Here is a 20,422-nt window from a genome sequence, read left to right as displayed (position 1 = left end):
TTGCCCGCAGCGTGCGCAGGCGCATGCAGCACTCGCGCATCGCCATGAACCCCGCGATCGCGATGTCTTCTTCCATGCGCCTGCGGCACTGCCATCAGCTGGAGCGGGCGGTGCGGCGCGAACCCGCTAAAATCGCGGTCTTCATTGCCGCTCCTGTTCTGGTGGATGCCATGCGCCCCTCGCTTTACGCACCCTTGTCCCTGCTCGCCTGCACCGCGCTGGCCCTGAGCGCCTGCAAGCCCGCCGACAAGGAGCTGGCCCAGCGCGCGCAGGACGCCGCCGTGTCCGCCAATGCGGCCGCCAGCGCCGCCGCCAAGACCACCCCGCAGCCCGCAGCCGCCAGCGCACCGGCCGGCGACGACAACCTCAATGCGGTGCTGTGGATGCAGCGCTCGGAGGAGTACCGCGCGGTGGCCGAGCAGACCTATCGCGCTGCTGCCGACAAGCTGGACGCTGCGCTGAAGCAGCCCAACTGGGATGCGCTGGTGCCCGAGGAGCGCGGCAATGCCGCCAGCGGGCTGAAGCCGGCGGTGGTGCTGGACGTGGACGAAACGGTGCTGGACAACTCGCCCTACCAGGCGCGCCTGCTGCGCGACGGCAAGGAATACGACGAGCTGAGCTGGGACCAGTGGGTGGCGGAGAAGAAGGCCACCGCGATCCCGGGCGTGGTGGACTTCGCCAAGGCCGCCAACGCGCGCGGCATCACCCTGATCTACATCTCCAACCGCGCGGTGCACCTCAAGGACGCCACGCTGGCCAACCTGCGCAGCGTCGGGCTGCCGGTGGCCGACGACAGCGTGTTTCTGGGCCTGGGCACGGTGGTCAAGGGCTGCGAGCAGAACGGCAGCGAGAAGAACTGCCGGCGCCAGCTGGCCGGGCAGACGTACCGCGTGCTGATGCAGTTCGGCGACCAGCTCGGCGACTTCGTGCAGGTCACCGCCAACACCGGCCAGGCGCGGGGCGCATTGCTGCAGCAGTACCACGACTGGTTCGGCGAGCGCTGGTGGATGCTGCCCAACCCCAGTTACGGCGGCTGGGAGCCGGCGCAGTTCAACAACGACTACGGCCAGCCCTGGCAGCAGCGCCACGACGCCAAGCGCGCCGCGCTGGAGGTGGCCCGATGAGCCGCGCACCGCTGCCGCTGGCCGCGCATGAGCGGCTGATCTTCGCGCTGGATGTGCCCGGCCACGACGAGGCGATCGCCTGGGTCGACCGCCTGGGCGAGTCGGTGTCCTTCTACAAGATCGGCATGGAACTGCTGGCCTCCGGTGAGTACTTCCAGGTGCTCGACGCCCTGGCCAGGCGCGACAAGCGCGTGTTCGTGGACCTGAAGTTCTTCGACATCCCCGCCACCGTGGCCGGCACCATCCGCCGCCTGGCGCAGTGGCCGGTGAGCTATTGCACCGTGCACGGCTGGCACGCCGGCATGCTGCAGGCCGCCGCCGAGGCCAACCACGGCGACATGCGCCTGCTGGCGGTGACCGTGCTGACCTCGATGGGGCGCCCGGACCTGGCCGCGATGGGCATCGACCGCGAGCCGGTGGAGGTGGTGGTGGAGCGCGCGCTGGCCGCACAGGCAGCCGGCATCGACGGGGTGATCGCCTCCGGCCAGGAAGCCGGCCCGATCCGCAGCGCCACCGGCGCCGGGTTTTCGATCGTCTGCCCGGGCATCCGCCCCGGCGGCCCGGTCGGCGACGACCAGCAACGCACCGTGGGCGTGGCGCAGGCCTTCAACGATGGTGCCGATGCCATCGTGGTCGGCCGCCCGATCCGCCTGGCCACCGATCCGGCCGCCGCGGCGGCTGCGATCCAGGCCGAGATTCAAGCGGCGGTGGCGCAGCGCTGACGGAGCCTCCGGCGCGCGCCGGCCATGTCTACGCAAGCAAAATCAATAAGTTAAAGCGATAGAATTAAAGTGTTGCTTTAACGTTAAAGCCTGCGTACGATGCCCCTCGTCCGATGTCAGTCGGAAGCTGTGCCACTCATTGTCCACCGGGCTTGTCCCGGTTTTCGAAGGGATCGGGCCTTGTGCCCGATCCTTTTTTTTGCCTGCCGATCGGTGCATGTGGCGATTGCGCCTGCCGTGGCGTCGCTCAGCGCGGCGCAGCCGCCTTGCAGTAGCGATCGATGAACTGCTGGTGGGTGGGCATGACATCCACGCAGTGGCCGATGGTCTGCGCCACGCTGGCCAGGAAGCGTTCGGCGTCGTGATCGGGTACCTGGTCCACCAGCGGGTGGTAACCCTGCGGCAGGATGCCCTGGCCGACCATCACCTGCACCCAGCTGATCTCGGCAAACATCTCCTCGGCATTGCGGTAGAAGCGCCCGCTGTCGCGAAACAGGTCCAGCGTGGTCTGCAGCTCCGGGGTGATCGGCATCGTGCGGCAGTGCCGCCAGAACGCGCTGTCGTCGCGCTCGGTGGCGTGGTAGTGCAGCACCAAAAAATCGCGGATGCGGTCGAACTCGAACGCCAGCCGGTCGTTGTAGCGCTGCACCAGCACCGGGCTGATGCCCTCGCGCGGAAACAGCTCCAGCAGCCGCGAAATGCCGGCCTGGATCAGATGGATGCTGGTCGATTCCAGCGGTTCCAGGAAGCCGCTGGCCAGGCCCAGTGCGACCACATTGCGGTTCCAGAACTGCTTGCGCCGGCCGGTGGTGAAGCGCAGCGGGCGCGGGTCGGCCAGCGGCGTGCCCTCCAGGTTGGCGAGCAGGGTGGCGGCGGCTTCGTCGTCGCTGATGTGCGCGCTGGAATACACATAGCCGTTGCCGGTGCGGTGCTGCAGCGGAATGCGCCACTGCCAGCCGGCCGCGCGCGCGGTGGAGCGCGTGTACGGCGTGGGCGGGCCGACGTTTTCGCTCGGCACCGCCAGCGCACGATCGCACGGCAGCCAATGAGTGAAGTCGTGGTAGCCGGTGTGCAAGGCTTCTTCGATCAACAGCCCGCGGAAGCCCGAGCAGTCGATGAACAAATCGCCGCTGACGACCTGACCGGAGGCCAGCTGCAGCGATTGCACGTGGCCGGTGTCCGCATGCAGCTGCACCTGTTCGACCAGGCCCTCGAGACGGGTGACGCCGCGCTGTTCGGAGTAAGTGCGCAAGAAGCGCGCGTACTGCGTGGCATCGAAGTGGTACGCGTAGGCGATGTTGGCCAGCGGCGAATTGGCCGGCACATCGCCGGCCGAGGTCATGAACTTGCCGCGCACCGCAGCCACGGTGTTGAGCGTGTAGGCGCCCAGCGGCTGCGCCTTGCCGCGCGCGTGCTGCTTGATCCAGTACTGGTGGAACGGCAGCAGCCCGAGCGGGTGCCCGATCTGCGTGCCGAAGCCATGGATGTACGAAGTGCCGGGCCGCTGCCAGTCGACGAACTCGATGCCGAGCTTGAAGCTGCCCTGGGTCTGGCGCACGAACTCGGCCTCGTCGATGCCGAGCAGATTGTTGAAGGCCTTGATGTGCGGCACGGTGGCCTCGCCAACGCCAACGGTGCCGAGCTGTTCGGATTCGATCAGCTGCACCTTGAAGCCGGGGCCAAGCACGCGCGCGAAGGCCGCGGCCGCCATCCAGCCGGCGGTGCCGCCGCCGACGATGACGATGTTGCGCAGTGGAGCGGGGAGCATGCGGCGTTCGATCCTGTACGAGAGTGGGAACCGCCAACAAGCGAACGGGGCCAGCTGGCCCCGTCCGGATCATCTGCCTGCACAGCGCAGACAGATGGCGTTGGGCTGCATCAGAACTTGGCGCCCACTTCCAGCACGACACTACGGGGCACATAGCTGATTTCGCCGTTGTCGACCACGGTGATGTCAGGCTGCAGGCGTCCGTTGCTGCCGAAGCTGTTGTACTGGTACTGGGTGAAGTTCTTGAAGTTGAAGGCGTTGAGCACGTTGATGCGTGCGTTGAGCTTGAAGTCGCCCACCACCGTGAACTCCTTGTTGGCCTGCAGGTCCACGGTGCGGTAGCCCCAGATCTTGCCACCCAGCAGGAACTTGCCATTGCCCGGCGGGGTCACGCCCACGGCCTGGCAGGTGCCGCCATCGGGATCGGTAAAGCCGTAGCAGGCGATCGTGTTGATCGGCTCGGGCGTGGCCAGCACCAACTTGGCGCCGAAGGTCACTCCCCACGGGCCATCGATCGAGCCGGACGCGACGAAGCGATGCGCCGACACGGCATCGGACTTCACGAACGGGTAGTCGCGAATGGTGGCCTTGTCGAACGCGAATGGCTCGTCGATGGTGCGGTTCTGGCGCGCGCTGGTGTGGGTGTAGGACAGGTTCAAGCCCCAGCCCGATTCCTTGGTGTAGGGCTTTTCGGCCGACAGCAACACCTGGCTGCTGCGCTGCTCCAGACCGTTGTAGCCCAGGATCGTATTGCGGTAACCCGGCACCGGCTCGCCCCAGGGCACGCTGCCGGTGGCGTCGAAGTACGCACCATCCGGGTAGCGGTTGACCAGGCTCATCACCAGGCCGTCATAGGCCAGCACGCGCTGGAAGGTCACGTCGGTCAACCAGTCGCCGACCTGGTTGCTGATACCGATGCTGTACTGGTCGCTGTACGGGGTCTTGAGCTTGTTCTTGAACATGAAAAGCTCGGAGCTGTCACTGGTGCCATCGATCGTATTGAGCTGATCGATGCCGGTGAAATATGCCGGGTTCCACGCCGTGCACGCACGGTCGTCGCGGAAGCAGCTTTGCCCGCTGGCAGCATCGCTGAAGTACACCACCACCGGTGACAGCGCCGCCTTGACCGATTCCAGTGCGAGCTGCTCGAACAGGTTGCGATCGTAGGAGCGACCGGCGCCGCCATGCAGCACCGCGCTCTCGTCGCCGAAGAAGTCATACGAGAAGCCGAAGCGCGGTGCCCAGGCGTCCTTGAAATTTTTGCGGTTGTTGCCGGTGCTGATGTAGTCGGCCACGTTGATGCCGCTGGGCAGCAGACGGTTGGCCCACGGTTGACCCGGGTTGTCGGGGTCGTCCGAATACAGCGCATTGATGAACGGCTGCGAGGTCACGAAGTCGGTGTAGGCCGGGGTGTCCTCATAGTCGTAACGCACGCCGATGTTGAGCATCAGCTTGTCGTTCACTGCCCAGTCGTCCTGCAGGTAGATGCCGTACTGCTTGGACGGCGATTCCACCACCGGCACCTGACCGGGATTGTCGAACGCACGGATATAGCGCACCTGGAAGGGAACCGGCGCAACACCGTTCTGACCGACTTCATAGCTGAACTGCGGGTTGAGCGAACTGGACTCGCGCGACGTCAGCTTGATGTCGCGATAGGTCACACCGGTCTTGATGGTGTGCTCGCCATGCCACTGCAGTGCGTTGAAGGTCAGATCGTTCTGGAACGACCAGCCCTTCTGGCTACGTAGCTTGAAGTCTTCGCCGCTGGCGGCGCCGGTGTTGAGGAAGACCCACTGGCGCGGATCGGCCTGCGTCCGGTCGATGTAGGTATAGATGGAGCCGTTGCCGATGCCGCGCGGTGTCGGCACGTTGCGCGAATCCTCGGTGGTGAGGATGGCTTCGTTGAACCAGCTGTCGGCGCTGTGCTGCCAACGCAGGCTGGTGCGCTTGTCCTTGTTGATCTTGTCCACTGCGCGGACGGGCGCGTTCTGGCCGCCGACGTTGCTGACCTGGGTTTCGTCGCGGTACTGCGTGGCCAGCTCGATGCGGTCGTTATCGGTCGGCTCGAAGTCGATCTTGCCGAAGTACAGGTCTTCGGTGAACGGCATGTTGGACGCGCCGTACTGGTCGCGCAGATTGGACGGCAGCAGGCCGACGAACGGCGCCGCTTCGGCGCTTGGCTGCACGCTCTTGGGCGCCACGTTGTCCTTGCCTTCGTAGGCGAAGAAGAAATGCATGCGATCCTGGATCAGCGGGCCGCCGATCGCAACGCCGTATTCCTTGGTCTGCGAGTCCACCTTTCCATCTTCTTCGTCCGGGCGCTTCTCACGCAGATCCTGATTGGTGAAGCGATAGAACGCCTCGCCATGGAACTCGTTGGTGCCGGACTTGGTGGCCGCGGTGATCGCCGCGCCACTGATCTGGCCGTATTCGGCCTTGTAGTTGGAGGTGATCACCTTGTACTCGCCGATGGCGAGCTGGGGGAACGGATTGCCCTGGGTCTCGTCCTGCCCGGCAATACCGCCACCGGAGACATAGCTCTTCTGGCTCACGCCGTCGATGTACAGGTTGCTGGAACTGGCGTTGGACGCACCGCCGCGCAACTTGGTGTTGCCGTCCTGGTCGATGGTGAACACCATGCCCGGCACGGTGTCGGCGAACTCCAGGAAGTTGCGCGTGGCCTGCGGCAGCTGCTGGATCTGCCGCAGCGAAACCGTATTACCCACCTCCGATGTCTTGACGTCGCGGATCATCGGCGCGCTGACCGTCACCGTGTCCAGCGTGGTCGCATCGCCGGCCGGCGCTGCCGCCGCCTCGGTGCCGAGATCAACGGTGGCGCTGGAGGCCACCGACAGGGTCACCGTGCGGCTGACGCCGTTGGATTCGACGGTGTAGGTGCCCGGTTGCAGGCCGACGATGGTGTAGTTGCCGTTCGCATTGACCGGCGCACGTCGCACCGAGCCGGTGGCGACATTGGTGACGACGACCTCGCTGCCGCTCTGCGCGGAAGCGACCTGGCCGCGCAAGGTGGCGTTGCTGGACTGTGCCATGGCCGGGGTGGTGGCGAACAACGAGGCAGCCAGGGCGCAGCACAACAGGCTGCGTGCCGGCAGGGTGGAGACGGTGCGGTGAGTCTTCATGACTTTCCCCCTCCCAGGGGTAAAGCGCGAACCAGTGAAGTGACTGGCGCGTCGAGGTTGGTGCTTGGTGTGGATGGAACGGGTACAGCGGCAACAGACAGCAGGGACGGCAAACACAACAAAAAACGAATCGCCAATGGGAGCGTGCTGGCTGCAGCATCGCGCGCATCGCGCGCATCGCGCGCCGCGCCACAGCAACACACCGCAATCGGGACGATGCAACAAGCCTGCAGGCGGCCCCTCCCCATTGCCGTGGGGCCGATGCAGCTTAGGCAGCGGGGGTGGCACCGGCGCCGGGACGCCGGATGCCGCCAACGCTGCCGTTACCAGATGATGCGTGCGCTCATGAACAAGGTCCGTGGCGGGGTGGACATCGCGCCGTACTGGTTGATGCGCACGCGCGGGTCGTACACGCCGGCACTGCCCCAGTCGATGCTGTACTGATCGTAGTTGCGGAAGTTCAGCGCATTGATCAGGTCGCCGCGCACCTGCACGGTGACCGCGTCGGTGATGTGCATGTCCTTGGACAACGACAGGTCCAGCTGGCGGGTGCCGAAGATGTCGCCGCCAGCGATGAACTTGCCGCCGGGCGCATCCACCGACACCACGCGGATATTGTCCGAACTGGGGCCGCCGTACTGGTCGTAGGAGATCGCCTCGTTGCGTGGCGGCACCGTGGCCAGGGTCAGCTTGGCCGAGCCGCTGATGCCCCAGAACAGGTCGTAGATGCCGGTCAGTACCAGGCGGTGGCGCGGTACTGCATTGAGGTCCAGGAACGGGTAGTCGGCGATGGTGGCCGCATCGAAGCCGTAGCGATCGTCGTTGCCGCGATTGCCGCGTGCACGCGAGAAGGTATACGCCGCGGTCAGGCCCCAGCCGCTTTCCTGCGTATAGGCCTTGTCCGCCGACAGCAGCAGCTGGCCGGTCTTGGTCTCCACACCGTTGTTGCCGATGATCAGGTTGCCGAAGCCCTGGGGCCGCTGCTCGAACGCCTGGGCGCCGTTCTGGAAGAAATCGCCGTTGGCATAGCGGTTGCCCAGGGTGAAGATGAAGCCGTCCTTGCTGTGGATATAGGACAGCGTGGCCGAGGTGTTCCACTCGCCCAGCTGGGTACGCAGGCCCAATGAATACTGGTCCGCGTACGGCGTCTTCAGATCGTTGTTGAGCAGGTTGATCTCGCCGTTGCGCACGCGCGCATCGACCAGGTTGCCCAGGCTGTCGGGGTTGCTCACATACGCCGGATCGAACGCGGTGCAGGTGCCCGGCGCCGGGACGCAGTCGGTGGGTCCGGCAAAGCGGATCGTGTACTGCGCCAGCGCGGATTTGATCTGCTCCAGGCCCATCACGTCGAACAGGTTGCGGTCGTAGCTGCGGCCGGCACCGCCGAACAGCACCAGCGACTCGTCGCCGCGGAAGTCGTAGGAAAAGCCCAGGCGCGGTGCGAAGTTGTTGTTGTCCTGCTTGCGATTGCGGCCGTTGCTGATGTAGTCGTTGATATTCACCCCGCCCTTGGCCAGCTGCTCGGCGTAGGTGGCGCTCACCGCCGGATCGGTGCCGGGGCCGTTCAAGGCCGCCACCACTTCCGGCGGGGTCACGTTGTCCAGGTACGAGGGAATCTTTTCGCCATCCCAGCGCACGCCGAGGTTCAACTGCAGCTTGTCGTTGACGTCCCAATCGTCCTGGATGTACAGGCCCAGCTGCTTGCTGGTGGTGGTCACCGACGGTGCGGCGCCGGCGAAGGGCAGGTTGAAGCGCACCTGGTAGGGAACGGCCGAGGTGCCGACGCCATCGCCCACTGCGTAATAGAACGACGGATTGGCTGCCGAGTTCTCGCTCTGGGTCAGCTCCACTTCCTTGTACTTCACGCCCATCTTGATGACGTGGTTGCCGTGCCACTCGAGGTTGTTGAAGGTCAGGTCGTTCTGGAAGCTGGGACCCTTCTGGCCCTTGCGCTGGATCGCCAGGCCGCTGGTGGCGCCGTCGTTGAGCAGCACGTCGTCTTCGGCGATGCCGCGCGTGTACACGGTCTGGCTGCCCAAGGTATAGGCGGTGGGATTGAACAGCACGTCCTCGTAGGACACGCGCGCCTCGTTGACGTAGCGCTCGCCGTAATGCTGCCAGCGCAGGTCGAAGCGTTTTTCGGTATTGAGGTTGATCTTGGAGGCGATCGCGGTGGTCTGGCCGCCAACGCTGTCGCGGCTTTCCTCGTCGCGATACTTGCCGGTGAGTTCCAGACGATCGTTTTCACCGATGTCCCAGTCGACCTTGCCGAAGTACAGGTCTTCGTTGAACGGGCGGGTCACCGAGCCCAGCCGGCCCTGCACGCCGGCCGGCAGGTCGTCGCTGAGCGCGCTGAAGCGGTCGGGCACGGCCACCGGATCGGCCGAGACCTCGAAGCCCTTGCCTTCGTAGCTGAAGAAGAAGTGCGCCTTGTCCTGCACGATCGGCCCGCTCAGCGCGAAGCCGTATTCGTCCTGGTGGGTCTTGCGCTTGCTGCCGTCGGCGTTGGGCGCGCCGGCGCGCTCGTCGGGCTGGCGCGCGCGGAAATCGGTGTTGCTGGTGCGCCCGAAGATCTCGCCGTGGAATTCGTTGCCGCCGGACTTGGTCGAGGCCACGATCGCCGCCGAGCCGACCTGGTCGAACTCGGCCTTGTAGTTGGAGGTGATGACCTTGTACTCGCCGATGGCCAGCTGCGGGAACGGATTGCCCGCGCTCTGCTCCTGCCCGGACACGCCGCCGAACAGGTAGCTCTTCTGGCCGACGCCGTCGATGTAGACGTTCACCGCCGAGCTGCCCTGCGCGCCGCCGCGGATCTGGCTGTTGCCGTTGGAGTTGGTCTCGAACTGCATGCCCGGCACGGTGTCGGCGAACTCCAGGAAGTTGCGCGTCAGCTGCGGCACGGTGCTGATCTGCTTCAGCGACACGTTGGTGCCCACTTCGGAGGTCTTGACCTCCTGCAGCGTGGTGGCGGTGACCTGCACCGCATCCAGCGTGGTGGCATCGCCGGCAGGCGCCGCCGCCGCGCCGCCGCCCAGGTTCAAGGTGACCGACGAGGCCACCGACAGGGTCACGGTCTGTTCGCTGCCGGGGCCGGCGTCCACCTTGTAGGTGCCCGGGGGCAGGCCGACCAGCGCGTAGCTGCCGTCGGCGCCGGTGGGCACGCGCCGGACGGCGCCGCTGGCGACATTGGTCGCGGTCACGGTGGTGCCGGCCTGCGCCGCGGCGACCTGGCCGCGCAAGGTGGCGTTGCTGGACTGGGCCATGGCCGGGGTGCTGGCCAGCAACGAGGCGGCAAGGGCGCAGCACAACAGGCTGCGCGCCGGCAGGGTGGAGACAGTGCGGTAATGCTTCATGACTTTCCCCCTCCCAGGGGTAAAGCGCGAACCAGCGAAGTGGCTGGCGCGTCGGTACGGCGTAAAGCGGGACAGCTGGCAACAACGGCAGGGACTGCAAGCAACACACGTTCGGCAAGGCGCGGTGGCGCGTCTCAGGTGGGAGGCGCCGCACGCGGCGCGCTGGATGCGCGCACGATCAGTTCGGGCACCATCTCCGAGAACGCCGGCGGTGCGGCGTCGGGGGGCGGTGCAGGCGCATCGGCCAGTTGCTGGCCCAGCAGCAACTGCAATGCGCGTGCGCCCAGCCCGGCGATATCCACCCGCATGGTGGTCAGTGCCGGCAGCACGTAGCGCGCCATCGGCACGTCGTCGAAGCCGGCCAGCGCGATGTCCTGCGGCACCTTCAGCCCGGCATGGCCAAGCGCGAACAGGCAGCCCAGCGCCATCATGTCGTTGGCCGCGAACACCGCATCCGGGCGGGTGTCCTGCGCCAGCGTCTGGCCGGCGCGGTAGCCGGACTCTTCGTCGAAGTTGCCCGGCAGCACCCACGGCTGCGCGTCGGCATCCAGCGCCAGCTCGTCGCGGTAGCCGCGCAGACGCTCGTGCGCATCGAAGTTGTCGGCCGGCCCGGCGATGAAGGCGATGCGGCGGTGGCCGCTGTCGCGCAGATGCCGCGTCATCATCCGCGCGCCGCCGTAGTTGTCCACGTTGAGCACCGGGCGCTGGCTGGCGGTGCCGGCGCAGTTGAGCAGCACCGCGGGCAGGCCGCCGGGCAGGGCATCCTCGTGCACGCCAGAGTCGCCCAGCGAGGGCGACATCACCACCACCCCGTCCACGCGCCCGGGCAGGCGTTCCAGCGCCTTGCGCTGCGCCTGCGGGTCGCCGTGCGAGCTGGACACCAGCAGGTGGTAGCCCTGCTCGCGCGCCACCTGGTCGATGCCGCGGATCAATTCGGAAAAGAATTCGCCATGCAGGTCCGGCAGCACCACCCCGATGGTGTGGGTGCGCCGGCTGCTGAGGCTGCGCGCGGCGTGATGCGGGATGTAATGCAGCGCACGGGCCACCTGCAGCACGCGTTCGCGCACCGATTCGGCCACGTGCTGATGCCCGTTCATGGTGCGCGAGACCGTTGCCACCGACACCTGCGCTTCGCGCGCGACGTCCTTGATGGTGACGCTGCCGCCTTCGGAGCGTGGCCGACTCATGGCAAAACCTCCAGGACAACGCGGTTGCCGGCGCGCGCCGGGTAGGGGCGCACGGTCCGCTGGCGCAGAACGTTCGTGTCACACATGCACATGAATGACATCGGCCCCAACCGATGGCGACCTCAGAGCGAGATGGCGCGCACGCTAGCAGGAACTGCAAGCGCTTACATGATGCGCTGCACCATTGCGCCAAATGCACGTGGCACAAGGGCTTGGCGACATCGCCTGGACAAGTTTGTCCGCAAGGGACAACAGCAGTCAATGTCGGACACCGGACGACATCGTGCGTGGAACTACGAAAACCTAACATTTTGTACCGTACCCGGGCGCACGGTTGTCGCGCGCCTTGCCGCCAGTGCGTTCAGCCAGCAAGATGCGCCGATCGATCAGGGGGAACAGCGTGCGCATGTCGCCATCCACCGTCCGCGCCGGCCGGTTCCAGTCCATCGCGTGGGTGCTGCTGGCAGCGCTGTGCGTCAGCAGCTGCCAGCGTACGGACAAGACCGCCGCATTGCCGGGCGCCAGCGCCGAGCCGGCTGCGGCGATGCAGTCGATGACCCTGCCATTGCGGCGCAACGACCTGGTCGCCTATGCGCGGATCCGGGTCACCCCTGCGCAATACACCCGGCTGGAAGCGGCCTGGCGCAGCGGGGCCAGCCGTTGGCCGCTGACCGAGCTGCCGTTGCCCAACGAGGTCGGCAGCCTGCTCGGGACTTTGTCGGCGCCCGGCGCCGAGCGCCAGCTGCAGCAGGCCTTCGATGCGCAGCTGGCCGGCCAGGCGCAGGGCATCCGCCAGGCCGCGCAGTCGCTGGGCCAGTTCGGCGTGCAATACCTGCGCAGCCGCAGCGACTACCAGCCCGAGCAGCGCGCCCACTACGTGCAGCTGGTCGATGCCCTGAGCGCCTGGGCCGCCACGGCGCCGCTGGCCGATCGCGCGCGCGCCAAGGCCAGCATCACCGACCTGGTGACCGCCGCCCGTGCCACCGGCATCGGCTCGGATGCCGATCTGCAGCGGCTGGGGATGGAAGAGAGCCTGCGCCGGCTCGGGCCGTTCTGGGCCGCGGCCAAGCAGGTGCTGGAGCGTTACGGCCTGTCGCTGGACGGCAGCCTGGATGCGCTGCGCACCGGCCTGATCAGCCAGGACGGCGACCGCGCCCAGGTGCGGTTGCGCTATCCGCTGGCCGCGCACGACATCGACCTGAGCATCGCCCTGATCAAGCGCGACGGCCACTGGTACCAGCAGCAGACCCAGGACGAGGTCCAGGCGCTGCTCGACGCCGCGCCGCCGGCCACGCCCGTACCCGATGCCGCGGCGACGCCTGACACCCCGGCGGCCGCGCCCGCCACGCCCGCCGCCACCGGGCAGCGCCCGGCTGGGCGATAATGACCGTGATGCCAGACCAGAATCCCCTGCCGTTCCCGGACGGCCAGCCCGCCCCGCCCAGCGCTGCCGCCGCCGATCTCGGCGCCACGGCCGCCGCATTGCCGACCGCCACACCGGTTCCGCCGGAGGTTGCGCCGTCGATCGCGCCCGCCGTCGCCGCCGCCCGCAACGCCAAGCGCCCGTGGTGGGCGCGCCTGCTCGGCCGGCTCGCCGACCCCTGGCTGAGCCTGACCATCGAACCGGACCAACCCAGCCGCTACGACGACGGCACGCCGGTGGTCTATGTGCTGGAGGACTACGGCCTGTCCAGCGCGCTGATCCTGGACAAGGCCTGCCGCGAAGCGGGGCTGCCCTCGCCGCTGGTGCCGCTGCCGGGCGACCCGCTGCAGCGCAAGCGCGCCTACCTGGCGCTGTCGCGGCGCAGCAGCAGCAACTCGCTGATCCCCGAGCAGCGCGGCGGCAAGACCCATTCCGATTCGCTGGCCAAGCTGCTGCAGGCGCACCGCGTGCGTGCCGACCTGGACGTGCACCTGGTGCCGGTGTCGATCTTCGTCGGCCGCGCGCCGGACAAGCAGAGCGGCTGGTTCGCGGTGCTGTTCTCGGAAAACTGGGCGCTGGTCGGCCGCTTCCGGCGCCTGCTGGCGGTGCTGCTCAACGGGCGCACCACCATCGTGCGCTTCGCCCCGCCGATCTCGCTGCGCCAGACCATGGCCGAGGGCCTGCCGCCCGAGCGCACCCTGCGCAAGCTGCAGCGCGTGTTGCGCACCCACTTCCGGCGCATCCGCGAGGCGGTGATCGGGCCGGACCTGTCCACCCGACGCCTGCTGGTGGACCAGGTGCTGGCCGCCGACTCGGTGCGCGAGGCCATCGCCACCCAGGCCAAGCGCGACAACTCCAAGCCGGTCGATGCCTGGCGCAAGGCGCACGCCTACGCCTGGGAGATCGCCGCCGACTATTCCAGCCCGGTGGTGCGCTCGGCCAGCTTCCTGCTCACCCACGTGTGGAACCGCATCTACGCCGGCGTGCTGGTGCACCACCTGGACAAGCTCAAGCAGGCCGCGCCCGGGCACGAAGTGGTCTACGTGCCCAGCCACCGCAGCCACATGGATTACCTGCTGCTGAGCTACCTGCTGTACGAGCGCGGCATCGTGCCGCCGCACATCGTGGCCGGCATCAACCTCAACCTGCCGGTGGTGGGCACGCTGCTGCGCAAGGGCGGGGCGTTCTTCATCCGCCGCTCCATCAAGGGCAACGCGCTGTATTCGGCGGTGCTGAGCGAATACGTCGCCCAGCTGGTGGCCGGCGGCTATTCGATCGAATACTTCGTCGAAGGCGGGCGCTCGCGCACCGGCCGCCTGCTGCAGCCCAAGGGCGGCATGATCGCGATGACCTTGCGCGCTTACCTGCGCCAGCCGCGCAAGCCGGTGCTGTTCCAGCCGGTCTACATCGGCTACGAGAAGCTGATGGAAGGCAACAGCTACCTGGACGAGCTCACCGGCCGGCCGAAGGAAAAGGAATCGATCTGGGGCCTGCTGTGGTCCATCCCCAAGGTGCTCAAGCAGAACTACGGCCAGGTGGTGGTGAACTTCGGCGAGCCGATCGCGCTCAACGACGTGCTGGCCAGGCACGCGCCCGACTGGGACGGCCAACCGCTGCCCGACGACGAAAAACCCACCTGGCTGGCACCGGCGGTGGACACGCTGTCCACCCAGATCCAGACCCGCATCAACTGCGCCGCCGACGTCAATCCGATCAACCTGCTGGCGCTGGCGCTGCTGTCCACGCCCAAGCATGCGATGGGCGAGGCCGACCTGATCGCGCAGATCGAGTTGTGCAAGAAGCTGCTGGCGGAAATGCCGTACTCGGACCGCGTTACCGTCACCCCGCACACCCCGGCGCGCATCATCACCCACGCCGAAGAGATCAACGTGCTCACGCGCGTGTCGCATCCGCTGGGCGATGTGCTGAGCGTCAGCGGCGACACCGCGGTGCTGCTGAGCTACTTCCGCAACAATGTGCTGCACCTGTTCACCGCGTCCTCGTGGGTGGCCTGCTGCTTCCAGAACAACCGCCGCATGAGCCGCGCCGGCCTGATCCGCCTGGGCCGCACGGTGTACCCGTTCCTGCAGGCCGAACTGTTCCTGCCATGGAGCGAGGACCGCTTTGCCGAGCGCATCGAGCAGACCATCGACATGTTCGTGCGCGAGGGCCTGCTGCTCAACGTCACCGACGACGATGGCGGCATCCTGGCGCGCAACACCGGGCAGACCGATGAAGTGTTCCGCCTGCGGGCGATCGGCCATTCGCTGCAGCAGGCCTTCGAGCGCTATTACATCGCCATCTCGGTGCTGGTGAAGAACGGCCCCGGCGTACTCGGCGCCGGAGAACTGGAAAGCCTGTGCCAGCAGGCCGCGCAACGCCTGAGCCTGTTGTACGCCCCGGCCGCCCCGGAGTTCTTCGACAAGACCCTGTTCCGCAGCTTCATCCAGAAACTGCGCGAGTTGCGCCTGGTGTGGCCGGACGAGAACAGCAAGCTGCTGTTCGACGAGCGCCTGGATGCCTGGGCCAAGGACGCCAAGTTCATCCTTGGCCGCGAACTGCGCCACACCATCGAGCGGGTCAGCCCCGAAGCGGTCAAGCCGGATGTGGTGCTGCCGCCGGCCGAGTGAGGCGGCGCTACAGACGCCAGCGTCTCCCTGCGGTAGAAGGCGGCGCTACAGACGCCAGCGTCTCCCTGCGGTAGGCGGACAACGGTAGCGCACCAGCAAGGAAAGGAAGCGCAGGTGCGCACGACGCCTCCCTTCTCCCTCCGGGAGAAGGTGCCCGAAGGGCGGGTGAGGGCAGTCAGCATGCAACCCCCCGGCGCTGCAGCAGACCAGAGTCACTTCTGGCGTCCTCCACTGACGCCCGCAACTTCACACAACAGTTCCGCCCGTTTCATCCTCCGCTTGCGGCCGTGCCGATAGCATCGCGCCACCTTTCATCACGATCGGGTGCGTTGGACCACTGGCGTGCCCGGCAGGAGATTCCATGCGCGCAGCCATCCACACCCAATTCGGCGACCCTGCCAAGGTGCTCGAACTCGGCCAGCGGCCCACCCCGCAACCCGGCAAGGGCCAGGTGCGCATCGCCATGCGTCGCTCGCCGATCCACAACCACGACCTGTGGACCGTGCGCGGCAATTACGGCTACAAGCCCGAGCTGCCCGCCATCGGCGGCAGCGAAGCGGCCGGCGTGATCGACGCACTCGGCGACGGTGTCGACGGCCTGCAGATCGGCCAGCGCGTGGTCGCCGCCGGCGTGCATGAAAGCTGGGCGGAGTACTTCCTCGCCGACGCGTCCGGCGTGGTGCCGCTGCCCGACGCGCTCGACGACGACCGCGGCTGCCAGCTGATCGCCATGCCGCTGAGCGCCTTGATGCTGATCGAATTCCTGCAGGTCGAAAAAGGCGACTGGATCGTGCAGAACACCGCCAACGGCGCGGTCGGCAAGACCGTGGCCATGCTCGCCGCCGTACGCGGCATCAACGTGATCAACCTGGTGCGCCGCGATGCCGGCGTGGACGAGTTGCAGGCGCTGGGCATTGGCAATGCAGTCTCCACCGCGCAGGAAGGCTGGCAGGACACCGCCCGCGCGCTGGCCGGCGACGCACCCATCGTACGCGCGATCGACTCTGTCGCCGGCAGCGCGGCCGGTGAGCTGATGGGGCTGCTGGCCGAAGGCGGCGAGCTGGTCTCGTTCGGCTCGATGACCGGCGAGCCGTTGCAGATTTCCACCGGCGATGTGATCTTCAAGCAGGCCAGCGTGCGCGGCTTCTGGGGCAGCAAGGTCATGGCCGCCACCAAGCCCGAGGACAAGCGCCGCATGATCGGCGAACTGCTCAAGGCCGCCGTCGATGGCAGCCTGGCCCTGCCGGTGGAAGCGGTGTTCGACCTAGAAGACGCCGCCAAAGCGGCAGCGGCCAGCGCCGAGCCGGGCCGCCGTGGCAAGATCCTGCTGCGCGCAGGCTGAGCGCTGCACGCAGGAGTCTGATTGTCTCGCCTTGGCGCTTCCTTCCCCCGCTGGCGGGGGAGGTGCCCCAAGGGCGCATGCGGGAAACGCAGCGACAGTTGGTCAACGTCTGCGGACTCGCAGTCAGGCGGTTACGTGCGCGCAACGCCACGCCAAGGCCACGCTTGCTCCACCAGCCATGACACGCCGCGTCCCCCCTCGCGAATCACATGTCGCGCATTCGCAGCCCCGCCAGCCAATCTGCTCACAGGCACCGTAGAAGCACGCCTGAGCGCGACGGGCCTTCCAGGGGGACGCCTCATCGCGCCCAGGTGCGCTCCTACGCAGGGGAATTGGCCCCAAGAGCGGGCAGCCGCCGCGATCAGCGCGCCGGTGTCGACAAGCGAGCCCAACTGCAGGCATGGCCTCACGCCGGCTCGTCAGGCACCAGCTCCATCTCCAGCCGTGTGATGCAGTCCTTGAGATGCAGCTTGCGCTTCTTCAGGCGCTTCATCTGCAGCTCGTCCTCCAGGTTCGCGGGCACGCGCTGGATCTCCTCGTCCAACGCGCGGTGGGCGCGTCGCAACTCGGCGATCTGCTCGGCGATCTCGGCGGGTGAGAGGGTTTCCACGGCTCCGAGCATACACAACCGCGGCCCGGTCGCGTCACCTGCTTGCCAGGCAGCTTGAGGCTGCGACAACGCCGACGCGCCGCCGGGGAAGCGGGCGGCGCACCCGATCCCCTCATTGCCGCGCGGCCACGGCCGTCGAGAAAGGAGTCTTACGATGCGCCTGCGGTCTTCCCTGCCGGCCCTGAGCCTGCTCGCCGCCGCCAACCCGGCCAGCGCCGCCGACAACGCAATGTCTGACAATTTCGACCTTGTGGATAAGGCAGCGGTGCGCCTATCGTCCACAAGCTGATGAAAGGTCTGGTAACAAGGCAGGATGATGTCACGCCCACGATGTGGAGCGTGGTCAGAGACCTCACAAGCAGTGGCGACCGGAGGACATGCCCAACCACAATGGAGTTTTCACCATTGTCTGAAGTGACCTGTGATCAGCATGGATGCTCAGTCGGTTGCTCTGGATGGCGCCCACCCTGCATGCGGTTGCATGGTCACCACGCGACTCCAGTCGCGTGTCTGATTGGATTCGGGTGCTGAAGCCGGCGGCCAGACGACGGGTCTTGCTGCCTCCGCCCTACCTGCGATAACCGCGCTGCTCAGCGAGCCTCCTGCTCTGCCTGAGTACCTGCTCTCCAGTGCCGCTGGCGGCGCGCCATTGCTACGTCACATATGAATACCTGGTGAGAGCCAGGCGCTAGAATTCCTCCTCGGCCAATTGGCCGCCAAAATCCAAACCCTCATGCAACGACATCCGGACCTGTATCCCAACGACGACAACGGCGACACTCTCTGGCACATCGCCCAGCAAGGGGTGGATCTATCCAAGCCACGCGAGATTGCGTTCTCCGTGGTCTTCCCCACGAAGGAGTCGGCACTGGAGTTCTCGGTGACGCTGCTGCGCTTCGAGCAGAAGGTGCGTTGCTGCCACTACCCGGACAACACGGCGTTTCCGATGGACGTGACGGTGTATCCGACCATGATCCCAACGTACAAGGCGATTTCGGCGTTCGAGGAAGAGCTGGCAACCGAAGCCAAGCCCTTGGGTGGCTTGAATGACGGTTGGGAATTTTCCGTGCACGACAAGGACGTCTGACGCGCGCGGCGTACACGCGCTTGCGATGCGGCCACTGCGCCGCTGGGCGCGGTCGCAGTTTTGTTACCGCAGCGGCGCTTTACCGCGTCAGCGCTGCGACTGCGGGACGCGGCGCAGCTGCGAGACGTCGTAGCCCATGGCGGCGATACGTTGGACGGCCTGCTGATAGTCGGCCTCGGAGACCTGCGGCGTGCGCGCCATATACCAGACGTAATCGCGCTTGCTGCGTGCCACGATGGTCTGCGAATAGTCTGCATCGCGCCAGGCGATCACGTACTCGGCCTTGAACGGCCAGAAGAATTGCATGCTCCACAGCGCGCCATTGCCCTCCTTCGCCACCCGGCCGATCGGATGCATGGACTTGAGCGGTGCCTGGAAGCTGCCCTTGCGAAAGGTAAAGGTGGTCTGGATGCGGCCGTCCGGGCGCAGTGCATAGCTCTCCACCGCATCGTAGGCCTTGCGCTCGGGCCGGGTGGGAATGTGCGCGATCACGTACCAGTCGCCCATGAAGCGTGGCACGTCCACGCTGTCTGCGCGCGGCAAGGCGGAACGCGACTCACCGCCGCTGGCACTTCCGTGGGCCGCGAGCGTCAGTAACAACAGCATCGAACCATGTCGCATGACAATCTCCAGCTAAAAGAAACACGTACATGCCCTACGGAGTTGCCATGCGTGCGGATGCAACCCCATGCGATGCAGTTCCGCACTGGCGCACGCCGGCCTGCCGTGCCAGTGAGGCGACGGTAACGTCCAACATGTCATGGCCGCGTTGAAGCGTGAGGCCGACGCGTCGCGCACGCCAGGAGATGCTCGATCAAAGACTTGAGCGCTGGGGCGACGATCGGCCGCAGTAAGGATCACGACGTGCTTTGAAAGCATCGCGGTGACAGGACGTGTCGTTCAGTGCCGGCGGTGGAGCCATGACGCGCTGGTGGACGCTCCGGGAAGCAGAAGCGCAACGGCAGTCACCAGGGCGACACCGCGTCTTCGCCATATGGATAAATCGTCGCGATCCTTCCGTCGGCATCATGCTGCAACGGTGCCATCTTGATGCTGCGCAGATGTGTCTGCCCGCCCGACAAGACAGCGTCGTGATAGAACAGATACCACTGGCCTTCGAACGCACAGATGGAGTGATGCGTGGTCCAGCCGATCACCGGTGCGAGCAGCACGCCCTGGTAGACGAATGGCCCGTACGGGGAGTCGCTGGTGGCGTAGCAGATCAGGTGGGTGTCGCCGGTGGAATACGACAGGTAGTAGCGGCCCGCATGGCGATGCACCCAGGGGCCTTCGAAGAAGCGGCGGGCGTGGTCGCCGGCGCGGAGCGGGGCGCCGTGTTCGTCGAGGATGACGATCTCGCGGGTGGGCTCTGCCAGTTGCGTCATGTCCTCGCGCAGGCGGGCGACGCGCGGGCCGAGCGCAGGCGCAGCGTCGTCAGGTTCCTGATGGGTCGGCGCGTAGACATTATTGCGGTAGTGCTGCAGCTGGCCGCCCCAGATGCCGCCGAAGTACAGGTAGTGCGCGCCGTCGTCGTCGGCCAGGACGGCCGGGTCGATCGAGTAGGTGCCGGCGATGGGTTCGGGCTCGGCGACGAACGGGCCTTGCGGGCCATCGCCGACCGCCACGCCGATCTGGAAGATGCCGTCGGCACGTTTGGCGGGAAAATACAGGTAGGTCTTGCCGTCGCGCTGCGCGGCATCCGGTGCCCACATCTGTCGCTGTGCCCAGGGCACGTCGCGCACGTGCAGCACCTGCCCCAGGTCTTCCACCGGCGCGTGCGGATGCGCCATGCGCAGCACGTGGTAGTCGGCCATGTCGAAGTGCGAGCCGTCGTCGCTGAAGGCAACGCCGGCATCGATGTCGTGGGAGGGGTAGATGTACAGCGCGCCGTCGAACACGTGTGCGGACGGGTCGGCGGTGTAGAGGTGGGTGACCAGCGGTGCGGAAATGGCGGTGCGCGCCAGCGCCTGCAGTGCAGCGGTGTGCAGTTCATCGGACATGCGCGTACCTGTGCATGAGGTGGAAGGAGGGAG

At 66.8% G+C, this 20,422-nt stretch carries 14 protein-coding genes; 7 read left to right on the top strand and 7 right to left on the bottom strand.

Annotated features, from left to right (window positions below; genetic code table 11):
• The first annotated feature begins 161 nt into the window (after nt 1–161).
• Nucleotides 162–1,124: a 5'-nucleotidase, lipoprotein e(P4) family gene (locus EO141_RS00200; RefSeq protein ID WP_127168231.1), complete on the top strand. Its 963-nt coding sequence runs from the start codon at nt 162–164 to the stop codon at nt 1,122–1,124.
• Nucleotides 1,121–1,846 (top strand): orotidine-5'-phosphate decarboxylase, encoded by a 726-nt coding sequence (gene pyrF, locus EO141_RS00195; protein ID WP_016904023.1) that lies wholly within the window; start codon nt 1,121–1,123, stop codon nt 1,844–1,846. The genes EO141_RS00200 and pyrF overlap by 4 nt, the downstream gene beginning before the upstream one ends.
• A gap of 247 nt (nt 1,847–2,093) precedes the next feature.
• Here pyrF and EO141_RS00190 read toward each other — a convergent pair whose 3' ends face one another.
• The 4 genes from EO141_RS00190 to EO141_RS00175 form a co-directional block, all read right to left on the bottom strand.
• Nucleotides 2,094–3,614: a tryptophan halogenase family protein gene (locus EO141_RS00190; protein ID WP_127168218.1), complete on the bottom strand. Its 1,521-nt coding sequence runs from the start codon at nt 3,612–3,614 to the stop codon at nt 2,094–2,096.
• A gap of 110 nt (nt 3,615–3,724) precedes the next feature.
• Nucleotides 3,725–6,757 carry a TonB-dependent receptor gene (locus EO141_RS00185; RefSeq protein WP_115678155.1) on the bottom strand — a complete coding sequence of 1,011 codons (3,033 nt, stop codon included), beginning with the start codon at nt 6,755–6,757 and terminating at the stop codon, nt 3,725–3,727.
• 323 nt (nt 6,758–7,080) lie between these two features.
• Nucleotides 7,081–10,110, bottom strand: coding sequence for a TonB-dependent receptor (locus tag EO141_RS00180; RefSeq protein ID WP_127168217.1), 3,030 nt, complete (start codon nt 10,108–10,110; stop codon nt 7,081–7,083).
• Between the two features lie 134 nt (nt 10,111–10,244).
• On the bottom strand, nt 10,245–11,297 hold the full coding sequence (locus EO141_RS00175) for a LacI family DNA-binding transcriptional regulator (RefSeq protein WP_119129925.1): 1,053 nt from the start codon (nt 11,295–11,297) through the stop codon (nt 10,245–10,247).
• Nucleotides 11,298–11,703: 406 nt separating this feature from the next.
• Here EO141_RS00175 and EO141_RS00170 point away from each other — a divergent pair, with 406 nt between their 5' ends.
• The 3 genes from EO141_RS00170 to EO141_RS00160 all read left to right on the top strand — a co-directional run bounded on the left by EO141_RS00170 (nt 11,704) and on the right by EO141_RS00160 (nt 16,692).
• On the top strand, nt 11,704–12,681 hold the full coding sequence (locus EO141_RS00170) for a hypothetical protein (RefSeq protein WP_164738978.1): 978 nt from the start codon (nt 11,704–11,706) through the stop codon (nt 12,679–12,681).
• On the top strand, nt 12,681–15,350 hold the full coding sequence (gene plsB / locus EO141_RS00165) for a glycerol-3-phosphate 1-O-acyltransferase PlsB (RefSeq protein ID WP_115678152.1): 2,670 nt from the start codon (nt 12,681–12,683) through the stop codon (nt 15,348–15,350). The genes EO141_RS00170 and plsB overlap by 1 nt, the downstream gene beginning before the upstream one ends.
• A gap of 361 nt (nt 15,351–15,711) precedes the next feature.
• On the top strand, nt 15,712–16,692 hold the full coding sequence (locus EO141_RS00160) for a zinc-binding dehydrogenase (protein WP_127168216.1): 981 nt from the start codon (nt 15,712–15,714) through the stop codon (nt 16,690–16,692).
• A 406-nt stretch (nt 16,693–17,098) separates the two neighbouring features.
• On the opposite strand, the gene EO141_RS00155 is transcribed toward EO141_RS00160, so the two are convergent.
• Nucleotides 17,099–17,302, bottom strand: a complete 204-nt coding sequence (locus EO141_RS00155) for a YdcH family protein (RefSeq protein ID WP_164738977.1) — start codon at nt 17,300–17,302, stop codon at nt 17,099–17,101.
• Between the two features lie 154 nt (nt 17,303–17,456).
• Between EO141_RS00155 and EO141_RS21815 the strand changes: the two genes are divergently transcribed.
• Both EO141_RS21815 and EO141_RS00145 read left to right on the top strand, forming a co-directional pair.
• Nucleotides 17,457–17,591, top strand: coding sequence for a hypothetical protein (locus EO141_RS21815; RefSeq protein ID WP_256359907.1), 135 nt, complete (start codon nt 17,457–17,459; stop codon nt 17,589–17,591).
• Nucleotides 17,592–18,035: 444 nt separating this feature from the next.
• Complete coding sequence (locus EO141_RS00145; RefSeq protein ID WP_127168215.1) at nt 18,036–18,389, top strand: ribonuclease E inhibitor RraB; 354 nt, start codon at nt 18,036–18,038, stop codon at nt 18,387–18,389.
• A gap of 87 nt (nt 18,390–18,476) precedes the next feature.
• On the opposite strand, the gene EO141_RS00140 is transcribed toward EO141_RS00145, so the two are convergent.
• Together EO141_RS00140 and EO141_RS00135 are read right to left on the bottom strand one after the other, a co-directional pair.
• Complete coding sequence (locus EO141_RS00140; protein WP_115678150.1) at nt 18,477–19,010, bottom strand: lipocalin family protein; 534 nt, start codon at nt 19,008–19,010, stop codon at nt 18,477–18,479.
• 344 nt (nt 19,011–19,354) lie between these two features.
• Entirely contained in the window at nt 19,355–20,389 is a 1,035-nt protein-coding gene (locus EO141_RS00135) for a glycoside hydrolase family 43 protein (protein WP_127168214.1), read from the bottom strand.
• Nucleotides 20,390–20,422 lie beyond the last annotated feature (33 nt).

The organism is Xanthomonas sp. BRIP62415 (assembly GCF_003993515.1).
Taxonomy (GTDB): domain Bacteria; phylum Pseudomonadota; class Gammaproteobacteria; order Xanthomonadales; family Xanthomonadaceae; genus Xanthomonas; species Xanthomonas euroxanthea.
Note: the sequence above shows the minus strand (reverse complement) of the source record. Positions and strands in the feature narration are given on the sequence as shown.

Bases quoted from the DNA above. Each gene is read 5' to 3' on its own strand.
- pyrF (WP_016904023.1), top strand. From the start codon at position 1,121: ATGAGCCGCGCACCGCTGCCGCTGGCCGCGCATGAGCGGCTGATCTTC.
- EO141_RS00190 (WP_127168218.1), bottom strand. From the start codon at position 3,614: ATGCTCCCCGCTCCACTGCGCAACATCGTCATCGTCGGCGGCGGCACC.
- EO141_RS00185 (WP_115678155.1), bottom strand. From the start codon at position 6,757: ATGAAGACTCACCGCACCGTCTCCACCCTGCCGGCACGCAGCCTGTTG.
- EO141_RS00180 (WP_127168217.1), bottom strand. From the start codon at position 10,110: ATGAAGCATTACCGCACTGTCTCCACCCTGCCGGCGCGCAGCCTGTTG.
- EO141_RS00175 (WP_119129925.1), bottom strand. From the start codon at position 11,297: ATGAGTCGGCCACGCTCCGAAGGCGGCAGCGTCACCATCAAGGACGTC.
- EO141_RS00170 (WP_164738978.1), top strand. From the start codon at position 11,704: ATGTCGCCATCCACCGTCCGCGCCGGCCGGTTCCAGTCCATCGCGTGG.
- plsB (WP_115678152.1), top strand. From the start codon at position 12,681: ATGACCGTGATGCCAGACCAGAATCCCCTGCCGTTCCCGGACGGCCAG.
- EO141_RS00160 (WP_127168216.1), top strand. From the start codon at position 15,712: ATGCGCGCAGCCATCCACACCCAATTCGGCGACCCTGCCAAGGTGCTC.
- EO141_RS21815 (WP_256359907.1), top strand. From the start codon at position 17,457: ATGCGCCTGCGGTCTTCCCTGCCGGCCCTGAGCCTGCTCGCCGCCGCC.
- EO141_RS00145 (WP_127168215.1), top strand. From the start codon at position 18,036: ATGCAACGACATCCGGACCTGTATCCCAACGACGACAACGGCGACACT.
- EO141_RS00140 (WP_115678150.1), bottom strand. From the start codon at position 19,010: ATGCGACATGGTTCGATGCTGTTGTTACTGACGCTCGCGGCCCACGGA.
- EO141_RS00135 (WP_127168214.1), bottom strand. From the start codon at position 20,389: ATGTCCGATGAACTGCACACCGCTGCACTGCAGGCGCTGGCGCGCACC.